This is a genomic window from Chryseobacterium sp. MEBOG06 (genome assembly GCF_021869765.1).
Classification (GTDB): domain Bacteria; phylum Bacteroidota; class Bacteroidia; order Flavobacteriales; family Weeksellaceae; genus Chryseobacterium.
The window spans coordinates 1,469,860-1,487,383 of sequence record NZ_CP084580.1; the positions used below are offsets into that span (position 1 = coordinate 1,469,860).

Genomic DNA, 17,524 nt, shown 5'->3' on the forward strand with positions numbered 1-17,524 from the left:
ATATGGCAAAAACCAACGATATTTCAGTTGAAGAAAAATTAAGAGCTTTATACGATTTACAGATCATTGATTCAAGATTGGATGAAATCCGAAATACTAGAGGAGAATTGCCAATTGAAGTTGAAGATCTTGAAATTGAGATTGAAGGTCTTGAAAAAAGAGCTGAAAAATTTCATGCAGACATCAAAGATCAGGACGATCAGATCAAAACGAAGCATGAAGTTATTAACCATGCTAAAGCGTTAATTGAGAAATACAAATCTCAGCAGGATAATGTAAGAAACAATAAAGAGTTTGAAGCATTAGGGAAAGAAATGGAATTCCAGGATCTGGAAATTCAACTTGCTGAAAAAAGAATTAAAGAATTCGGAGTTAAAATTGCTCACAAAAACGAAACTTTAGACGAACTGACTGAAAAGATCAACGATTTGAAAAACCACTTGAAATTCAAGAAAGAAGAATTGGATGGTTTGATCTCTGAAACTCAGAAAGAAGAAGAATACCTAATTGAGCAGTCTAAAGAATATGCAGGTAAAATTGACGAGAGATTACTTGCTTCTTACAACAGAATCAGAACAAACTCTATCAACGGTCTTGCCGTAGTAGGATTAGAAAGAGGAGCTCCAAAAGGATCTTTCTTCACTATTCCACCACAAAAGCAAATGGAAATTGCTCAGAGAAAGAAAATCATTATTGATGAGCACTCTGGGAAGATCCTTGTTGATGACGAGTTGGTAATGGAAGAAAACGAAAGAATGAAATCAGTTATTAAATTCTAAGCACTGATTATCCATCATACAAAAGCTGTTTCAAAAATGAAACAGCTTTTTTTATGTGCAGTGAATATAACATTATTTTTAGGGCGAAGAAATTTTTGGCAGATTGTTTAAAAAACTGTCTTGAAAAATAATTCGATAGAAATAGGTTTTCCCCTGTTTTTAAAGATAAAAAAACCGCTTCAGGAGAAGCGGTTGATAATTTTTATTCGTGATGATCATACATCTTATTGTACAGGGCGATAAATTTCTCTTTTACAGCCTTTCTTTTAAGCTTCAGGGTTGGAGTAAGAAGCCCGCTTTCGATGCTCCATACTTCGGGAGTAAGCTCTATTTTCTTGATCTTTTCCCAATTTCCGAGATGTTCATTCATTCCGTCAATTTCTTTTTCAATTCTTTGTTTCAGTTCGGGACTTTTAGCAATCTCTTCCGGCGTTGAACCAATATTGAGATTGTTTCTCATCGCCCAGCTTTTCGCAAATTCAAAATCAGGCTGTACCAGGGCACATGGCATTTTTTCACCATCACCTACTACCATAATCTGTTCAATGAATTTTGAAGCTTTTGCTAAATTTTCAATCGTTTGAGGAGCAATGTATTTTCCCCCTGAGGTTTTGAACATTTCTTTCTTACGGTCAGTGATCTGTAAAAATCCGTCATTATCAATATTTCCGATATCTCCGGTCTTGAAAAATCCATCCTCCGTAAAAGCCTCTTTGGTCATCTCTTCATTTTGGAAATAACCTTTGAATACTGAGGGTCCCTTTACAGTAATTTCACCATCTTCCTGAATTTTTACTTTTAGATTATCTAATGGAACTCCCACAGTTCCTACTTTCATTTTATCAAAACTGTTTACAGAAATTACGGGTGAAGTTTCTGTTAATCCATAACCTTCCAGAATTGGAATACCTGCATTCTGAAACATTAAATTAAGCCTTGTAGACAGTGCTGCAGACCCTGAAACCAGCGTTACAATTTCTCCGCCTAAACCTTCTCTCCATTTAGAAAAAACCAATTTGTCTGCAATGATTTCCTGAAGTCCGGATGGTTTTGATATTTCTTTCTTTTTGCTGATTAAATTTAACGCCCAGAAGAAAATTTTAGATTTTAATCCTCCAGCAGAAGAACCTGTATTGTAAATTTTATCATATACTTTTTCTACCAGCCTTGGAACTACCGTCATATAGTGAGGCTTCACTTCTTTTACGTTTTCGCCCATCTTTTCGATACTTTCTGCAAAATAGAGAGAAAAACCGTTGTATTGATAAAGGTAGAACAGCATTCTTTCAAAAATATGGCAGATAGGAAGGAAGCTTAGCGCTCTTGTTTCCTTATAGTCCAGGCTTTTCTTCTTTGGAATTCTGGGGATAGCTCCCAATACGTTAGAAACAATATTGTTGTGCGTAAGCATTACCCCTTTTGGCCTTCCGGTGGTTCCGGAGGTGTATATAATTGTTGCAAGATCTTCAGTATTGATGGCATTAGAAAGATCATCTACTTCAATTTGTGTAGATTCATCTTTACCCAGATCCAGAATCTCTTTCCAGTTAGCTGCCCCGCTTATATTGTCGAAAGTAAAAATTCCCTGCAGACTGGGAATATTATGCTTTACTTTCATTACTTTATTCAGCAATTCTTTGTCAGAGACAAAACAGTATTGAATTTCAGCATTATTGAAAATAAATTCATAATCTTCCGGCGAAATACTGGGATAAACCGGTACTGAAACCACTCCGATCTGTGAAATTCCAAAATCCATAATAGCCCATTCCGTACGGGAATTGGTGGTGATTAAAGCGATCTTATCACCCGGTTTTATACCGAGTTTCAGCAATCCTCTGGATATCTTATTTCCTTCATTGATAAACTCCTGTGTAGAAGTTTTTTCCCACTCACCATGATATTTGGTAACAAACATATCTGTTTTAGGATATTTTTCTAAAGCATAGTGTGGTATATCGAATAATCTTTTGATCGTCATGATTTTTTAAGTAATTTATAAAGAAATTTAAATATAAGCATTTTTTTTAATTGTTGACCTCTGATTGTCATAATTAGAAATTAGTTAAATGCTAACCATAGTATATTTCATCAAAAAGGGGGCCGTAAGTATGGAAATGAGATTTATGAAAGGTGACGATGAGTGGAATATTTCAATTTATAACCTCTTACTTTTTTCTTTTTTTGAGTAACTTTTTATCCTTCATTTAGCCCTCATAACCTCTTATTCCGTAATTTGTATTCCGATCTCCAAACCTCCGCCTGCTTCCTTTCTTTCAGCCTTTTCCATGCTTTTAATTTCTTTTTTCATATTTGCTTAAAAAGTGTAAATTTACGGCTATCTAATTATTTTTTTTATGGACTTTAATTTATCAGAAGAACAGCTGATGATTCAGCAGGCAGCAAGAGACTTTGCCCAAACCGAACTATTACCGGAAGTTATTGAAAGAGACCGTGACCAGAAATTCCCCGCAGAACAGGTGAAGAAGATGGGAGAGATGGGTCTTTTGGGAATGATGGTTGATCCAAAATACGGAGGTGCAGGCATGGACAGCGTTTCTTACGTATTGGCAATGGAAGAAATTGCAAAAATAGATGCCTCTGCAGCAGTTGTAATGTCTGTAAACAATTCATTGGTTTGTGCCGGTCTTGAAAAGTTTGCATCTGAAGAACAAAAAGTAAAATATCTTACTCCACTGGCTAGCGGACAGGTGATTGGAGCATTTGCATTATCTGAGCCGGAAGCAGGTTCTGATGCAACCTCTCAGAAAACAACCGCAGAAGATAAAGGAGATTACTACCTTTTAAATGGTATTAAAAACTGGATCACCAATGGTGGAACAGCTTCTTATTATATCGTAATCGCTCAGACAGATCCTGAAAAAAAACACAAAGGGATCAATGCTTTCATCGTAGAAAGAGGATGGGAAGGTTTTGAAGTGGGAACAAAAGAAGACAAATTGGGAATCAGAGGAAGTGATACTCACTCTCTGATCTTTAATAATGTAAAAGTTCCTAAAGAAAACAGAATTGGTGAAGACGGATTTGGTTTCAATTTTGCTATGGCTGTATTGAATGGTGGAAGAATTGGGATTGCTTCTCAGGCTTTAGGAATCGCTTCCGGAGCTTACGAACTGGCGTTGAAATATGCTAAAACAAGAAAGGCTTTCAAAACTGAAATTATCAACCACCAGGCAATTGCTTTCAAATTAGCTGATATGGCTACTCAGATTACTGCCGCAAGAATGCTTTGCTTTAAAGCAGCATGCGAAAAAGATGCAGGAAAAGATATTTCTGAAAGCGGGGCTATGGCAAAACTATACGCTTCTCAGGTAGCAATGGATACTACTATTGAGGCTGTACAGATCCACGGTGGATATGGATATGTAAAAGAATACCACGTAGAAAGATTAATGAGAGATGCAAAAATCACTCAGATCTACGAAGGAACTTCTGAAATTCAGAAAATAGTGATCTCAAGAAGCATCGCAAAATAAAAAAATATAAACACATTACCTATGAAAAAATCTTTGTGGATCACTCTCGGTGTCGTACTGCTTTTATTAGGAGTATTTGTATGGTATAAGTTCTTCTTCGTTTTTGGAGAAGGCGTGAAGTCCGGATACCTGAATTACGCCATGAAAAAGGGCTATGTCTTCAAAACCTATGAAGGTAAACTGATTCAGGAAGGATTCGGGAAAGGAAGAACAGGAACTATCACAAGCTATGAGTTTGAGTTTTCTGTAGCTGATCCTGAAGTTTTCAAACAACTGGAAACAAACAGTGGAAAAACCTTTGATCTTCATTACAAAGAATATAATGGTGCACTGCCGTGGAGAGGAAATACAAAGTTTGTCGTAGACAAGATTGTGAATATGAAATAAAATAAATAAGGCTCTCAAATTGAGAGCCTTATTTTCACCAAATCACAAAATATTAATATATGAAATAAAAATTTCCGGGTTAATTTTTTTTGAACCTCATTTTCATATAGAGCTTCATTTACCTGATAATAAGCTTACCAGAGGTTGGGAAATGGTCTGCAATTTCATTGCCCACTCCAAAATTCCCTTTTAAAATATCTTTCGGATTTCCACTAATCCAACTGCTGAGATCAATTGCCTCATACAAGCCATTATTAAACCCAAGCAGTACAATAAGCTTTTCGCTTCCTGTATTTTTAATGTAATGTCCTGCACCCATTGGGACATAACCTACATCTCCTTTATTAAATTCGTCTTTTACAAACTGTCCTTCCGCAAGGAAAACACCCATTTCAGCTTTTCCCTGAATATAATATTGCCATTCATCAGCATTAGGATGCCAGTGTAATTCTCTTAATCCTCCCGGTTCTATTTCGAAAATACTTCCGGTAATGGTTTTTGCTATCTCAAATTCTTTCTGAGTAACTACTCTCTGCAAACCTCCACCGGGAACTACGATAGGTTGCTGAGCTCCCAATGGATAGCGGTGCTTTGACACTAATGAAATTTCATTTCTTGGTGACGCCAGTCCGGAACGAATATCAGGAAGTTCACATTTTGCAAAATAAGCTTCTCCCTGATGGAGCTGCTTAACTTCCTCTTCCGTCAGTCCTAAGTTCTGAGCGGCAATTTCCACCGGAATACTGGAGATAAAATCTGTAATACTAAAGGTATGGTCTTCAGAAAAATCACCATTGTCAAAAATTAAAATAAAATGGCAGCTTTTACTGCTGATACACTGCAGTACATGCCCATAACCTCTTGGGAAATACCATACATCTCCCGGGTTAAAAATATCAATAAATACATTCCCCTGAGGGTCGATAACAGTAGTACGCATCTGTCCTTCCAAAACATAACCCCATTCTGCAGCATTGGCATGCCAGTGAAGCTCGCGGATGGCTCCCGGTTCCAGATGCATACTAACGCCAGCCAGATTTTCAGAAGCTTTAAATTCCTTTACAGAAACCCCTCTTGTAATTCCGCCGGGACCTAGTCTTGGCTCCTTTTTTTCTAACTCATATTTGAAATTGGGAAGATCTTTACTCATGAGTTGGATATTTTGAAGATTAATACTATGATAAATTTAGAAATAAGAATTTATCTGTAATTCTATTTGTTATTAAAAAAATATTAAAATATTTAGCGAGTACATTAATATATCAACCTATTTGGTGTCTTTGTGTGTGATATTTTTATTTCTTTTTTTGTAAAAATAATAGATTATACCTCCTATTAGTACTAAAGGCCATAATGGAATAATGAAAATGAAGATCGAAGTAATAACATCCCAGCCTGATCCAATAGCAGCCAATGATTTTCCACCAAAAGTTTTAGGTTCTTTGTCAGAATCTGTTTTATCTGCAATATTAATATTGATACTGCAAATCGTATTATCAGTATAATGATGCCCTGAAACCTGAATGTCTTTGGTCTCAATATCTCCGATATTATTGTTTAAAGCATCCATTAAGCCATCGAAATACTGGATAGGAACTTTGATATCCAGGCTGTATATTTTTTGATTGTCACTGCGATGATTGTCAGATTCTATATAAGAAAGGTTTTCGCTTTTGATATAGCCATTATTTTTGATGGCTTCTTCTCTGATGATTTCCTTTACCGTTTCAGTATTATCTGCCTTTATGGTAAGATATCCTGATTTTACCATTTTGTCTTTCGGCATATTCAGTTCATAGCTGTCGTTTCTCGGTCGGTCCTTATATATAATCTTCGTTTCTTTGATGATTTTGGGGGCAGGTACATTCACAACAATTTTTTCAGCCTTTTTTGATGCGGAATCTTTTTTCTCAATTTTAGTTTCCAGTTTTACGGAAGCAATTTTATCGGACAGAGAATCTACAATCTTTGAAGTGTTTTCTATTTTCTGCTGGATGTCATTTTTTGCATTGTCAAAATCCTTTATTTTAATAGTAGCCGAATCCATTACCTGTTCAGCTGTTTTGCCGGCATTATCAATAGCCTGTGTGGCAGTAGCAGCAGTGCTGTCTGCTGTCTGGATAGCTTCATGAATTTTAGTTTCTCCCTTTTTACACATGATGAAAGTGCTTGATAAAGCAACCAGTAATATGAACTTTTTCATAACATTAATTTTTTTGATGAAGTAAAATTAGAAGGGAAGTTCTTGTAAAGATTGTAAAGGAATTGTTTTACTTGTGTAAATTATTAATTACTTGATTAATAGATTTTTGTAAAATATAAATAAAGGGATTTTACAATTTTCCTTATTGAATAAATTAAAATAAAAGCTGAATTCTGCGGCTTGATATTGTAAAGAGCACTGCTGATAGCGCAAAAAAAATCTCTTTGAATAAAGAGATTTTTAAATATGGAAGGCATCATATTGTTTATTTCCAGTTTTGATTGAACCTTAAATCAAACAAGAGACTATAAATTCTGTCCAGACCATAAGTCCCAATCAATCCATAGTCTTTTATTTCTTTTACTTTTCCATTATTATAAGTTATTTTCAATGTTGACGACTGATCATCAGTCCAACCAACGGAGTATTGATTTTTTAAGTCCGGAAAATCAATATAATTTAAGAGGTTGATTATTTCATCATAGTTATTTTTTGTAACCAAAGTTTTAAAATTACCAACGATCTCTTTGTTATTTTTAGATTTGTCAATATTATAATATTCTGCTTTAAGTGATCCATTCCTGCTTTTATCAACTGAAATGTAAAACTGTGGACAGGTTCCGAAACATGCGCCTGTCTGATATTCAATTTTTTCAATATCATAAGCAGCGGGATTTGAGCTGTATTCTATAAAATCTCCATATTTAAATATCAGATCCTTTTTCTGCAACCTTGGTTTCTCTTCATTATCCCAATCCAATTCCGACATATAGTAATATTGGATGATCGAATCATTTTTGATCTTTGGAAAAGTGCAGTTTTGAAAAGACCTTCGCGTAAGCCTATTCAGTTTTAATGAGTTTTTCCCATAATTCATTACAATAAAAATGCTGAAATCATAATAATCCCCAATCCCCATTAAATCCGTATAACCATTATTATCAAAGTCAGCCTTATAAAATGCCTGTCCAATGTGCAGGGAATCTGCTATTCTTTTGCAAAAATCATTTTGTCCACGTTTTTCATTAAAATCAGCTATTTTTTTTATTTTAAATGATTTATTTCCGTTGAGTATTGTATTGATCAGATTTTCAGCTTCCGTCTCTGTTTTCAGTGAATCAATTTTAGAAAGGAATTTTTGGGAAAAAGAGTTTTGATAAATCAATACAGCCAGAAGGATAAAAATTATTTTTTTCATGATGAAGCTATGGTTAGTAGTTTATGGAGAGGGAAAACCAAATATAAGAAGATTTTAAAACAGAGAAAAAATACTTCAATTGAACGTAGAAGATATTTGGAATAAAAAATCCGCAGAAAATTTCTACGGATTGATATCTTTTCAGCAATAATACTTTTTTATTTAGTGATCTTTGAATTCACTGATGAAGTGCAGTTTCACATTTGGAAATTTTTCCTGCGTCATATGAATGGTAAATGAAGAGTCTGCTAAAAATACCAGTTGGTTATATTTATCTCTGGCAAGAAATCTCTGTTTCAGTCTTGAAAATTCCTTAAACTCATCAGATTTCTCATCAGCTTCTACCCAGCAGGCCTTATGCATGGAAAGTGGTTCGTAAGTACACTTAGCTCCATATTCATGCTCCAGACGATATTGGATAACCTCATACTGAAGTGCACCTACCGTTCCGATGATCTTTCTGCCGTTCATTTCCAGTGTAAACAACTGTGCAACCCCTTCATCCATCAACTGATCGATACCTTTTGCCAGCTGCTTAGCTTTTAGCGGATCGCTATTGTTAATATAACGGAAATGTTCAGGAGAGAAACTTGGAACTCCTTTGAAGCTTAGCTTTTCACCACCGGTAAGGGTGTCACCGATTCTGAAACTTCCCGTATCATGAAGACCTACGATATCCCCCGGGAAACTTTCTTCTACAACCTCTTTTTTATCAGCAAAGAATGCATTAGGAGAGGAAAATTTCATCTTTTTACCTTCTCTTACCAGTAAATAATTTTCGTTTCTCTTGAAAGTTCCGGAAACAATCTTTACAAAAGCAAGTCTGTCTCTGTGCTTAGGATCCATATTAGCGTGGATCTTAAAAACGAATCCTGTGAAAGTACTTTCTTCAGGTTTTACGATACGGATATCACTTTCTTTAGGTTGTGGCATAGGTGCAATATCAATAAATGCATCCAATAGTTCACGCACTCCGAAATTATTTAAAGCCGAACCGAAGAATACAGGCTGAAGATCACCTTTCATATAATCTTCGCGGCTGAATTCAGGATATACGGATTGTATCAGTTCAAGCTCTTCTCTCAATGCCTGAGCAGCTTTCTGACCAATTGCCTCATCAATGGAAGGGTCGTTAATATCTTCAAAAGTGATTGATTCACCTACTTTTTGTTTTTTCTCTTCAAGGAATAACTTGATATTGTTTTCCCATATATTGTAAATTCCCTGGAAATCACTTCCCATACCAATCGGAAGTGACAGCGGAACCACTCTTAATCCTAATTTTTGCTCTACTTCATCCAACAGATCAAAAGCGTCTTTACCTTCACGGTCAAGCTTATTGATGAAAACCAGCATAGGAATGTTTCTCATTCTGCATACCTTAACCAGTTTTTCAGTCTGCTCTTCAACCCCTTTTGCAACGTCAATTACAACGATTACAGAATCTACAGCAGTTAATGTTCTGTAGGTATCTTCAGCAAAGTCCTTGTGCCCGGGAGTATCCAGGATATTGATTTTATGATCTCTATATTCAAAAGCCAATACGGAAGTTGCCACAGAGATTCCTCTCTGTCTTTCAATTTCCATAAAGTCGGAAGTAGCTCCTTTTTTTATTTTGTTGGATTTTACTGCACCCGCTTCCTGGATTGCACCCCCGAAAAGAAGAAGCTTTTCAGTAAGCGTTGTTTTTCCGGCATCCGGGTGGGAAATGATCCCGAAGGTCTTTCTTCTTTGTATTTCTTTGATTAAGTCTGACATATCGTATTTTGAAGTTGCAAAAATCGTGATTTTTTATGAGGGTTTCAAATAATTTAATAAATAAATGATTGTATGATGCCGGGAGGGTAGTTTGAAGGTTTTGCTGTCATAGGATTTAATAGTTTCAGAGTAGAAGAATGGATACGTTTAAGGGCCTTGGAGTAGGATTGCAAATCTGTAGAGCAGGCAGACTGCCCGGATTCTGATAATGAAAGATGTGGTATCTGAAATCTGATCTCTATACCAGAAAATTAATAACAAGCACAATGGAATACAATAAGCAAAAGATAAGGGCAAGTAAAATAATCGTTATAAAAAATTCAAATTCTGCCGATTTTTGAACAGGACGTGCTTTTGCAGACAGATTGTATTCTTCAAGTGTTTGCTGTTCTATTTTCAGATTCGGCCTGAAATTTTGAACACCAATTAAAAAGTGTCTGTACAGGTCATATTTATTTTTTAAAATGTAAATACCATAATTGAAACCAATCCCGGTTTCCTGTATCTGTCCGCTTTCATTTTTCTTAAAAATCTTTATAGATTTCGTGAAGGAAGGCTGAGTGTTGGTTACACTTCTTACATCGGGAAGAAAAGAATCGTCAGACCTGAAGAGTTCTGTGTATAAAGTCTTGGTAATGATCTCATTACTGTAATTGTAAACATAAAGTCCTTTTTCATTGATGACCACTTTCTGAAATTCTTTTTCTTTGATGTTAATCATATACGGAATCAAAAATATAGAAATGATAATGCATACGATTTCTGTTATAAGAATAATAAAAAACCGGTCCAGATGATAAGAATAGTAATCATTGAAACCCTGGTTGAAAAGCTCACAGAAAAGCAGCAGAATCAAAGCCGCTATTATAACAGTAACCAGCCATGCTGCGCACAGGGCAAGATAAGCTATGGGCCAGTTAACCTCAGATTCTATTATTTGGAATTTTTTCCCCATTCGCATGATCTTTAGGTAAATGCTATTGTTGTTATTTTATTTACAGCCGGATAAAATGATAAAACGGAAATTATAAATCTATTTATTTTAAATTCCAAAATTGAAAGTCGTAAACAGGTATTCATTTTGTGGTTTTATGCGATTAGAGCGAAAATAAGTATTTTCTTTTTTAGTTGCCTGTGGTATTCAAAAAAATTATCTTTGTTTCACTAAATTTTTACAGAGAAATAGAATGGAAAATAGCAGATATCCGAAGTTTACTTTTACATGGCTGGGCGCTGTTACATTGGTGGTTGGATTGTTTGTAGGAACAATGGCTGTTTCTTTATTCAGTATTTTTTGGAAAGTGGCTTTCAAAGAAAATATAGAGCTTAAAGACTGGTTTCTTATGGTGGCCAACTCTGTAGGATTCCTTACGGCAATTGCTTTTTTTGATTTTTTCATTGTAAGGCGTACCACGAATATGAAACTTAATTTCAATTTCTCGTCCGTGAACTTTTATACTTATCTCCTTATTTTTCCTATGATGGCCGGTATGATGTTCATTTCTGAATTCGTGACGGCTCAGATTCCTACTACAGGACCGTTTTTTGGAGACTTTTATGAATATTTCACCCGGCTGATGAGCCAGCTGACTGATGACCCTGTAATCATGATCATCATGACGGTAATCATGGCGCCGATTTTTGAAGAAATTATTTTTAGGGGAATTATTCAGAAAGGATTGATCAATAAAGGGACAGAACCCTGGAAAGCAATTCTCTACGCATCCATTATTTTTGGAGTGGTACACGGAAATCCCTGGCAGTTTATCAGTGCTGTAATGCTTGGATGTGTCCTGGGATTGGTATATTATAAAACAAAATCACTGCTGATGCCGATGCTGCTGCATGGGTTTAATAATTTGACCCTTTCATTATTGGTTCTTTATAGTAAAAATGAAAGCTTTGCAGAAGCATTTAAGGTTTCAGAGTGGCTGATATTGGCTGTAGGGCTCGTACTGTTTTCAGTATTTTATTATCTTTTTATGAAAAAGTATAAAGTGCATTATGCCGAATTATAAACAGCCGGAATTGAGAAGTAAAATTGAAAATAAATATAGAAATGGAATTATTAGTCGCTACACACAACGAACATAAAAAAGAAGAAATTCAACAGATCCTGGGAAATGATTGTGTGGTGAAAAGTCTTACCGATTACAATATCCATGAAGAGATTGTAGAAGACGGAGACTCTTTTCGTGCCAATGCTTTAATCAAGGCAAAATATTGTTTTGAAAAGACCGGAATACCAAGTTTGGGGGATGACAGTGGTTTGGTAGTGGAATCCCTTGACGGAAGACCTGGGATTTTCTCAGCCCGTTATGCAGGTGACCATGATTTTGCTAAAAATATTGAAAAAGTGCTGGAAGAAATGAAGGAAATAGAAAATAGGAAAGCCTATTTCATAACTGTTCTATGCTACTATGATCAAAATGGAGCACAATATTTTGAAGGAAGGGTGTATGGGAATCTACTGGCCGAAAATAAAGGATTTAAAGGATTTGGTTATGATCCTATTTTTGTTCCTGAGGGATATGGGAAAACCTTTGCAGAAATGAATCCTGAAGATAAAAATAAGATTAGCCACCGCAAACAGGCATTAGACTTATTTATGGATTTTTTAAAAGTGACAGATTAAATTTATTAATAAAGGTAAAATACCCATTTAGATTTTCTGTCGTACATTTGTTACAATAAACTATTGATTTGAGTACTTATTTAACGATACTAGGCTTTAATTCAGCTATCCCGACCATCAATACATCACCCACAGCACAGCTGCTGGAAATGGAAGAAAGACTTTTTCTGATCGATTGCGGAGAAGGTACACAGGTACAGCTTAGAAAAGCAAAAGCGAGATTTTCAAAAATCAATCATATTTTTATCTCTCACCTTCATGGTGACCATTGTTTTGGTCTCCCGGGGCTTATAGCTTCTTTCCGTCTTTTGGGGAGAGATACCCCTTTGCATGTTTATGGTCCCAAAGGAATCAAGAAAATGCTGGAAACTATTTTTCAGATTACAGAAACCCATCGTGGCTTCGAAGTAGTTTATCATGAACTGGATAAGGACTATTCCGAGAAAGTTTATGAAGATAATAGAGTAGAGGTGTATACTATCCCTTTGGATCATAGAATTTACTGTAACGGCTATCTTTTTAAAGAAAAGCCGAAAGACAGACATCTTAATATGAAGGAAATTGCTAAATATGACGAAATTGAAAGCTGCGATTATCACAATATAAAAGCAGGCAAAGATTTTGTACTAAGTGATGGGTATGTTCTTAAAAATGAAGTGTTAACTTTACCTCCGGCTCCGTCAGTGTCTTATGCTTTCTGCAGTGATACCCGTTATCTTGAAAGCGTAATCCCGATTATTAAAAATGCAACGGTTCTTTATCATGAATCTACTTTTTTGCATGATCTTAAGGAGATGGCTGATTATACCGGGCATACTACAGCATTAGAGGCTGCAACGATTGCACAGAAAGCACAGGTCGGAAAGCTTATTTTAGGGCATTTTTCCAACAGATATGCAGACCTTACCGTATTTACAGATGAAGCGAGAAATATCTTTCCAAACTCATTTTTACCCAAAGCATTGGAAAGTGTAAAGATTTAAATAAATATGCTGAAATTTGAAGAGTTAAGAAGTTTTCTGGACGAAAAGGCTGACCAGTACAATGCTCCCGATTTTATTGAAAATGACCCTATACAGATTCCACATCGTTTTTCGTTAAAACAGGATATTGAAATTGCGGGTTTTCTGGCAGCAACTATTTCCTGGGGAAACAGAAAGTCAATTATCAAATCTGCAGAGAAAATGCTTGATATTATGGGCAATTCTCCCTATGATTTTGTGTTGCATTACTCAGAAAAAGATTTAGATGATATTCGGGATAAAAGTATTCACAGGACCTTTAACGGGCAGGATTTTTCGTATTTTATCAGGCAGTTTAACAGGATTTACAAAGAGAATGAAAGTCTGGAAAGCCTGTTTGAAATAAAAGGATCGGAGGCTAACTTTCTACATGCAATAGAAAGATTCAGAAGCAGCTTTCTTGAAACTGAAAAACACAGAAGTCATAAACATATCAGTTCGCCCTACAAAAACTCTTCTGCCAAAAGAATTATTATGTTTTTGAGGTGGATGGTTCGTAAAGATAAGCGGGGAGTGGATTTTGGAATCTGGCAAAATATAGATCAGAAATATCTGTCTATTCCATTAGATGTTCATACAGGGAATATTTCCAGAAAACTTGAACTGGTTTCAAGAACACAGAATGACTGGAAAACCGTGGAAGAGCTGGATACTGCCATTCGGAAATTCGATGAAAATGATCCTGCAAAATATGATTTTGCATTGTTTGGATTAGGAGTTACCAAAGAACTGTTGTAAAAATAGAATTAAGATGAAAAAATATAACGAAAAAACAGAAGTTCTTGAAAAGATAGCTGATAGTATTACTTCATGGATTGGTTCTATTCAGTCTCTGATAGTACATACAGTTCTTTTTCTTACTTCATTTCTGCTTCCTATGGTGAAGCTTGTGGAGTTTGATAAAATGCTTCTGATTCTGACCACGGTGCTTTCTCTGGAAGCTATTTATCTGGCGATCTTTATTCAGATGTCTGTGAACAAAAGCCACGAGAAAATTGACGATATCCAGGAGGATATTGAAGATATTCAGGAGGATATTGAGGAAATCAGTGAAGATATTGAAGAGATCAGCGAAGATATAGAGGAGATCAATGAAGATATTGAAGATATTCAGGAAGATATTGAAGAAATCAGCGAGGATATTGAAGAGATCAACGAAGAAGAGGAGGAAGAAGATCACAATGAAAGAGCTAAGAATGTAATATTGAAAAGTAATGTAAGCTCAAATAAAAACGAGATAAAAGCTTTGAAAGATATTATTATTCAGCTTAAGACTGAAATTGAACAGTTGAAGAAAGATGAGAACTAGAAATTGAATTTCAAAAAGATATATTATTTTAATAAAACAGAAAAAACAGATCATTTTTTAGATCTGTTTTTTTATGCTAAAATTTTATCTGGTAATTTATGAAAAGTGTAAAAATAAAATACATTTATTGTAAATATATATATTGAATAAGGGGAAAACTGGCAGCTAATTGAAATATTAGGAATAAAATTGCTACATTTGAAGAAATGAAAATAAAATGTTTAATTATAGAATAAAAAACTATTTTTTCCTTTTTTCCTTTTTATTGGTTTCTGCATCTGTATTTTCTCAAACAAAGCCCGGCAGAAAACCGCAAAGGATAAAACCTTCTGCTGCCAGTCTTAGAGCTGGAGCTTTTATAGATGTTAACGTGCCTCCCTATGCACCCTCTACTTTCACTGCGGAGCAGCTGGTGAAAAATATTCTGATCAACGGAGGTACCAGCTGTAGTACAGCCAATGTCACGAATGTTACCGTTAGCCCAAATCATGATGTGGATAATGCTAATAGATTTTGGGGGTATTTTAATAAAGGAACCACCAATTTTCCCTTTAATGACGGTATTGTGCTCACAACAGGTTATGCTTCTGAAGCGGGAAATACCTATGTAGCCGATGTAGGGGGTAATGTAGGAACAGGAAGTGATCCTGACCTTGTTGCCGCAACCAATCCTCAAACCGGTCTTTTGGATGCCGTAGCGCTGGAATTTGATTTCATTCCCAATTCTAATCAGGTAAAATTTAATTATATATTTGCTTCGGATGAATATACCTCGAACTTTCCATGCAGTGGTTATTCTGATGCTTTTGCACTTTTGCTGAAAAAAGTAGGGGACCCTACTTATACTAATCTTGCTATATTGCCCGGAGGAGCAGGGCCTGTAAGTGCTACTAATATTGTACCCGCCGGAAATGGGTTTTCTTGCGGACCAATCAATGCTGCCTTTTTTGGTGGTTTGAGTAATCCACATGTGCTAATTAATTACTTTGGAAGAACAATTCCTTTAACGGCTGTTGCCGATGTAATTCCGGGACAGACCTATCACTTCAAAATGGTATTGGCAGATGCAACAGACAGAACCCATGACTCAGCTGTTTTTTTAGAAGGTGGATCTTTTGATGTAGGAATTAAAATTGTAGATGAAGGCGGCGTTGTCCTGCCTGGCAGTATCAATATGTGTGACAATACTCCCAAGCAGCTGAAAGCGCAGGTGGCCCCGATTCCGGGAATGACCTTCCAGTGGTATAAAGACGGCGTTGCGATTCCGGGAGCTACAAGTGCAGTTTATATAGCCAATCAGCCGGGGGTATATGTGGTAAAAGTAATGGTTCCGGGAAATCAGTGCCCGAGTGAGGCTAATATTACCGTAGTAGGAGGAACAAGTCCTACTGTACAGGATGCTGTACTAAAGCTTTGTACCACACCTACGCTGGGTACATTCAATTTAGAAGACGCGAAACCTCTGATCAGTACAACCCAGGGAGCGGTATTCCGTTTTTATGCTAACCAGGCGGATGCTCAGGCTCAAAATAACAGTAATATTACCAACCTTACAACTTATAACGGAACAGACGGTCAGATACTGTATGTCCTTGTTTCGAATGGTGCATTTTGTAGTAAAATAGCAACATTGACTTTAAAAAAAGAAGAGACCCCTGTTGCGCAGCTTACAGCCGCAAAACTGAAAATTTGTGTTGGGGAATCAACGCTACTGACCGCTTCGGGCGGAGTAACGTATCAGTGGAATGATACCTCCAGTACCGGAGGGATAAGAACAGTAAGCCCAACGAAAACAACAACGTATACTGTATATGCTATCGGAGCGCAGGGATGTAAATCATTGCAACCGGTTCGTATTACAATTGAAGTTGTACCGGCTATAGTCTCTACATTGAAAGGGGGCCATATCTGTCTGGGTGATAAGATCATTCTGGATGCAGGATCAGGTCCGAACTATACTTATATCTGGAATACAGGAGAAACTACACAGACTGTTACAGCAGCTACACCTGGAGAATATACAGTGACAATAAGCAACGGAGTCTGTTCACAAGCCTTTAAAACGCAGGTCATTCAGGCTGTTATCCCTGAAGTGACAAAAGTTGATTATAATGATAAAGGAACCATGATCCTTACAGCTAGTAATCCAAGTAATGGGATACTAGAATATTCTGTGGATAATGGAGTTACCTGGCAGTCTTCAAATGTGTTTAATAATGTTCCTAAAAATAAGATCATTACCATTAGAGTAAGAGTGAAATATACAAGTTGTGTAGGCTTCCTTGAATACTTTACCTTCGTGATGAAAAATGTAATTACACCAAATGGAGATAATATTAATGATATCATTGATTTCAGGGGGATTGTAGATTACAAAGATTTCAGCGGAAATGTTTATGACCGATATGGGAAAGAAGTATTTAAAGCTGAGAAGATCAGGCCTTATTGGGATGGGTATTTCCAGGGAAAAAAGCTTCCTACCTCATCATATTGGTATCAGGTAACCTTTGAAGATCCCGCCAGCAAACAACTTACTGTGAAAACAGGCTGGATATTGCTTAAAAATATAGAGTGATTTTAAACTATAATTGAAAGACTGGCATTTTTGTCAGTCTTTTTTTATTGTTTAGGAATAAATAGAGTTGATATTCTACGATAAATAAATTTGCGTTAGTAATAATGTAAATTCTGTTAAGTTGAATTTTAATCAAAAAAAATACTATTTTTGTTTAAAAT

General features: G+C 35.9%; 15 protein-coding genes. 9 read left to right on the forward strand and 6 right to left on the reverse strand.

All coding sequences use genetic code 11. The features are described from left to right. Positions 1-2 precede the first annotated feature (2 nt). Positions 3-779: a zinc ribbon domain-containing protein gene (locus tag LF887_RS06810; RefSeq protein ID WP_236858098.1), complete on the forward strand. Its 777-nt coding sequence runs from the start codon at positions 3-5 to the stop codon at positions 777-779. Between the two features lie 202 nt (positions 780-981). Here the strand turns inward: LF887_RS06810 and LF887_RS06815 are convergent, their stop codons facing one another. Beyond that, a complete protein-coding gene (locus LF887_RS06815) occupies positions 982-2,760 on the reverse strand; it encodes an AMP-dependent synthetase/ligase (RefSeq protein WP_236858099.1) in 1,779 nt (592 codons plus the stop codon). Positions 2,761-3,136: 376 nt separating this feature from the next. Between LF887_RS06815 and LF887_RS06820 the strand changes: the two genes are divergently transcribed. After that, a complete protein-coding gene (locus tag LF887_RS06820) occupies positions 3,137-4,276 on the forward strand; it encodes an acyl-CoA dehydrogenase (protein WP_236858100.1) in 1,140 nt (379 codons plus the stop codon). 21 nt (positions 4,277-4,297) lie between these two features. Beyond that, on the forward strand, positions 4,298-4,663 hold the full coding sequence (locus LF887_RS06825; protein WP_236858101.1) for a hypothetical protein: 366 nt from the start codon (positions 4,298-4,300) through the stop codon (positions 4,661-4,663). Positions 4,664-4,781: 118 nt separating this feature from the next. Here the strand turns inward: LF887_RS06825 and LF887_RS06830 are convergent, their stop codons facing one another. The 5 genes from LF887_RS06830 to LF887_RS06850 form a co-directional block, all read right to left on the reverse strand. Further along, the gene (locus LF887_RS06830; protein WP_236858102.1) at positions 4,782-5,813 is read right to left on the reverse strand and encodes a cupin domain-containing protein; all 1,032 of its coding nucleotides are present in this window, start codon (positions 5,811-5,813) and stop codon (positions 4,782-4,784) included. Between the two features lie 117 nt (positions 5,814-5,930). After that, complete coding sequence (locus LF887_RS06835) at positions 5,931-6,866, reverse strand: DUF4349 domain-containing protein (RefSeq protein WP_236858103.1); 936 nt, start codon at positions 6,864-6,866, stop codon at positions 5,931-5,933. A 265-nt stretch (positions 6,867-7,131) separates the two neighbouring features. Beyond that, a complete protein-coding gene (locus LF887_RS06840; protein ID WP_236858104.1) occupies positions 7,132-8,064 on the reverse strand; it encodes a DUF6438 domain-containing protein in 933 nt (310 codons plus the stop codon). 162 nt (positions 8,065-8,226) lie between these two features. Continuing rightward, a complete protein-coding gene (locus LF887_RS06845; RefSeq protein ID WP_236858105.1) occupies positions 8,227-9,822 on the reverse strand; it encodes a peptide chain release factor 3 in 1,596 nt (531 codons plus the stop codon). 238 nt (positions 9,823-10,060) lie between these two features. After that, the gene (locus tag LF887_RS06850) at positions 10,061-10,777 is read right to left on the reverse strand and encodes an aluminum activated malate transporter family protein (protein WP_236858106.1); all 717 of its coding nucleotides are present in this window, start codon (positions 10,775-10,777) and stop codon (positions 10,061-10,063) included. Between the two features lie 232 nt (positions 10,778-11,009). On the opposite strand from LF887_RS06850, the gene LF887_RS06855 reads away from it, so the two are divergent. The 6 genes from LF887_RS06855 (at position 11,010) to LF887_RS06880 (ending at position 17,363) form a co-directional block, all read left to right on the forward strand. Beyond that, positions 11,010-11,840 carry a CPBP family intramembrane glutamic endopeptidase gene (locus tag LF887_RS06855; RefSeq protein WP_236858107.1) on the forward strand — a complete coding sequence of 277 codons (831 nt, stop codon included), beginning with the start codon at positions 11,010-11,012 and terminating at the stop codon, positions 11,838-11,840. Between the two features lie 41 nt (positions 11,841-11,881). Beyond that, positions 11,882-12,457: an RdgB/HAM1 family non-canonical purine NTP pyrophosphatase gene (rdgB, locus tag LF887_RS06860; RefSeq protein ID WP_410681028.1), complete on the forward strand. Its 576-nt coding sequence runs from the start codon at positions 11,882-11,884 to the stop codon at positions 12,455-12,457. Positions 12,458-12,525: 68 nt separating this feature from the next. After that, a complete protein-coding gene (locus LF887_RS06865; protein WP_236858108.1) occupies positions 12,526-13,440 on the forward strand; it encodes a ribonuclease Z in 915 nt (304 codons plus the stop codon). Positions 13,441-13,446: 6 nt separating this feature from the next. Next, positions 13,447-14,217, forward strand: coding sequence for a TIGR02757 family protein (locus LF887_RS06870; RefSeq protein ID WP_410681031.1), 771 nt, complete (start codon positions 13,447-13,449; stop codon positions 14,215-14,217). Positions 14,218-14,230: 13 nt separating this feature from the next. Next, positions 14,231-14,788 (forward strand): DUF1003 domain-containing protein, encoded by a 558-nt coding sequence (locus LF887_RS06875; protein WP_236858109.1) that lies wholly within the window; start codon positions 14,231-14,233, stop codon positions 14,786-14,788. Positions 14,789-15,005: 217 nt separating this feature from the next. After that, positions 15,006-17,363 carry a choice-of-anchor L domain-containing protein gene (locus LF887_RS06880; protein WP_236858110.1) on the forward strand — a complete coding sequence of 786 codons (2,358 nt, stop codon included), beginning with the start codon at positions 15,006-15,008 and terminating at the stop codon, positions 17,361-17,363. Positions 17,364-17,524: the final 161 nt, after the last annotated feature.

Bases quoted from the DNA above. Each gene is read 5' to 3' on its own strand.
- LF887_RS06875 (WP_236858109.1), top strand. From the start codon at position 14,231: ATGAAAAAATATAACGAAAAAACAGAAGTTCTTGAAAAGATAGCTGAT.
- LF887_RS06810 (WP_236858098.1), top strand. From the start codon at position 3: ATGGCAAAAACCAACGATATTTCAGTTGAAGAAAAATTAAGAGCTTTA.
- LF887_RS06855 (WP_236858107.1), top strand. From the start codon at position 11,010: ATGGAAAATAGCAGATATCCGAAGTTTACTTTTACATGGCTGGGCGCT.
- rdgB (WP_410681028.1), top strand. From the start codon at position 11,882: ATGGAATTATTAGTCGCTACACACAACGAACATAAAAAAGAAGAAATT.
- LF887_RS06825 (WP_236858101.1), top strand. From the start codon at position 4,298: ATGAAAAAATCTTTGTGGATCACTCTCGGTGTCGTACTGCTTTTATTA.
- LF887_RS06870 (WP_410681031.1), top strand. From the start codon at position 13,447: ATGCTGAAATTTGAAGAGTTAAGAAGTTTTCTGGACGAAAAGGCTGAC.
- LF887_RS06820 (WP_236858100.1), top strand. From the start codon at position 3,137: ATGGACTTTAATTTATCAGAAGAACAGCTGATGATTCAGCAGGCAGCA.
- LF887_RS06815 (WP_236858099.1), bottom strand. From the start codon at position 2,760: ATGACGATCAAAAGATTATTCGATATACCACACTATGCTTTAGAAAAA.
- LF887_RS06850 (WP_236858106.1), bottom strand. From the start codon at position 10,777: ATGGGGAAAAAATTCCAAATAATAGAATCTGAGGTTAACTGGCCCATA.
- LF887_RS06845 (WP_236858105.1), bottom strand. From the start codon at position 9,822: ATGTCAGACTTAATCAAAGAAATACAAAGAAGAAAGACCTTCGGGATC.
- LF887_RS06840 (WP_236858104.1), bottom strand. From the start codon at position 8,064: ATGAAAAAAATAATTTTTATCCTTCTGGCTGTATTGATTTATCAAAAC.
- LF887_RS06880 (WP_236858110.1), top strand. From the start codon at position 15,006: ATGTTTAATTATAGAATAAAAAACTATTTTTTCCTTTTTTCCTTTTTA.
- LF887_RS06835 (WP_236858103.1), bottom strand. From the start codon at position 6,866: ATGAAAAAGTTCATATTACTGGTTGCTTTATCAAGCACTTTCATCATG.
- LF887_RS06830 (WP_236858102.1), bottom strand. From the start codon at position 5,813: ATGAGTAAAGATCTTCCCAATTTCAAATATGAGTTAGAAAAAAAGGAG.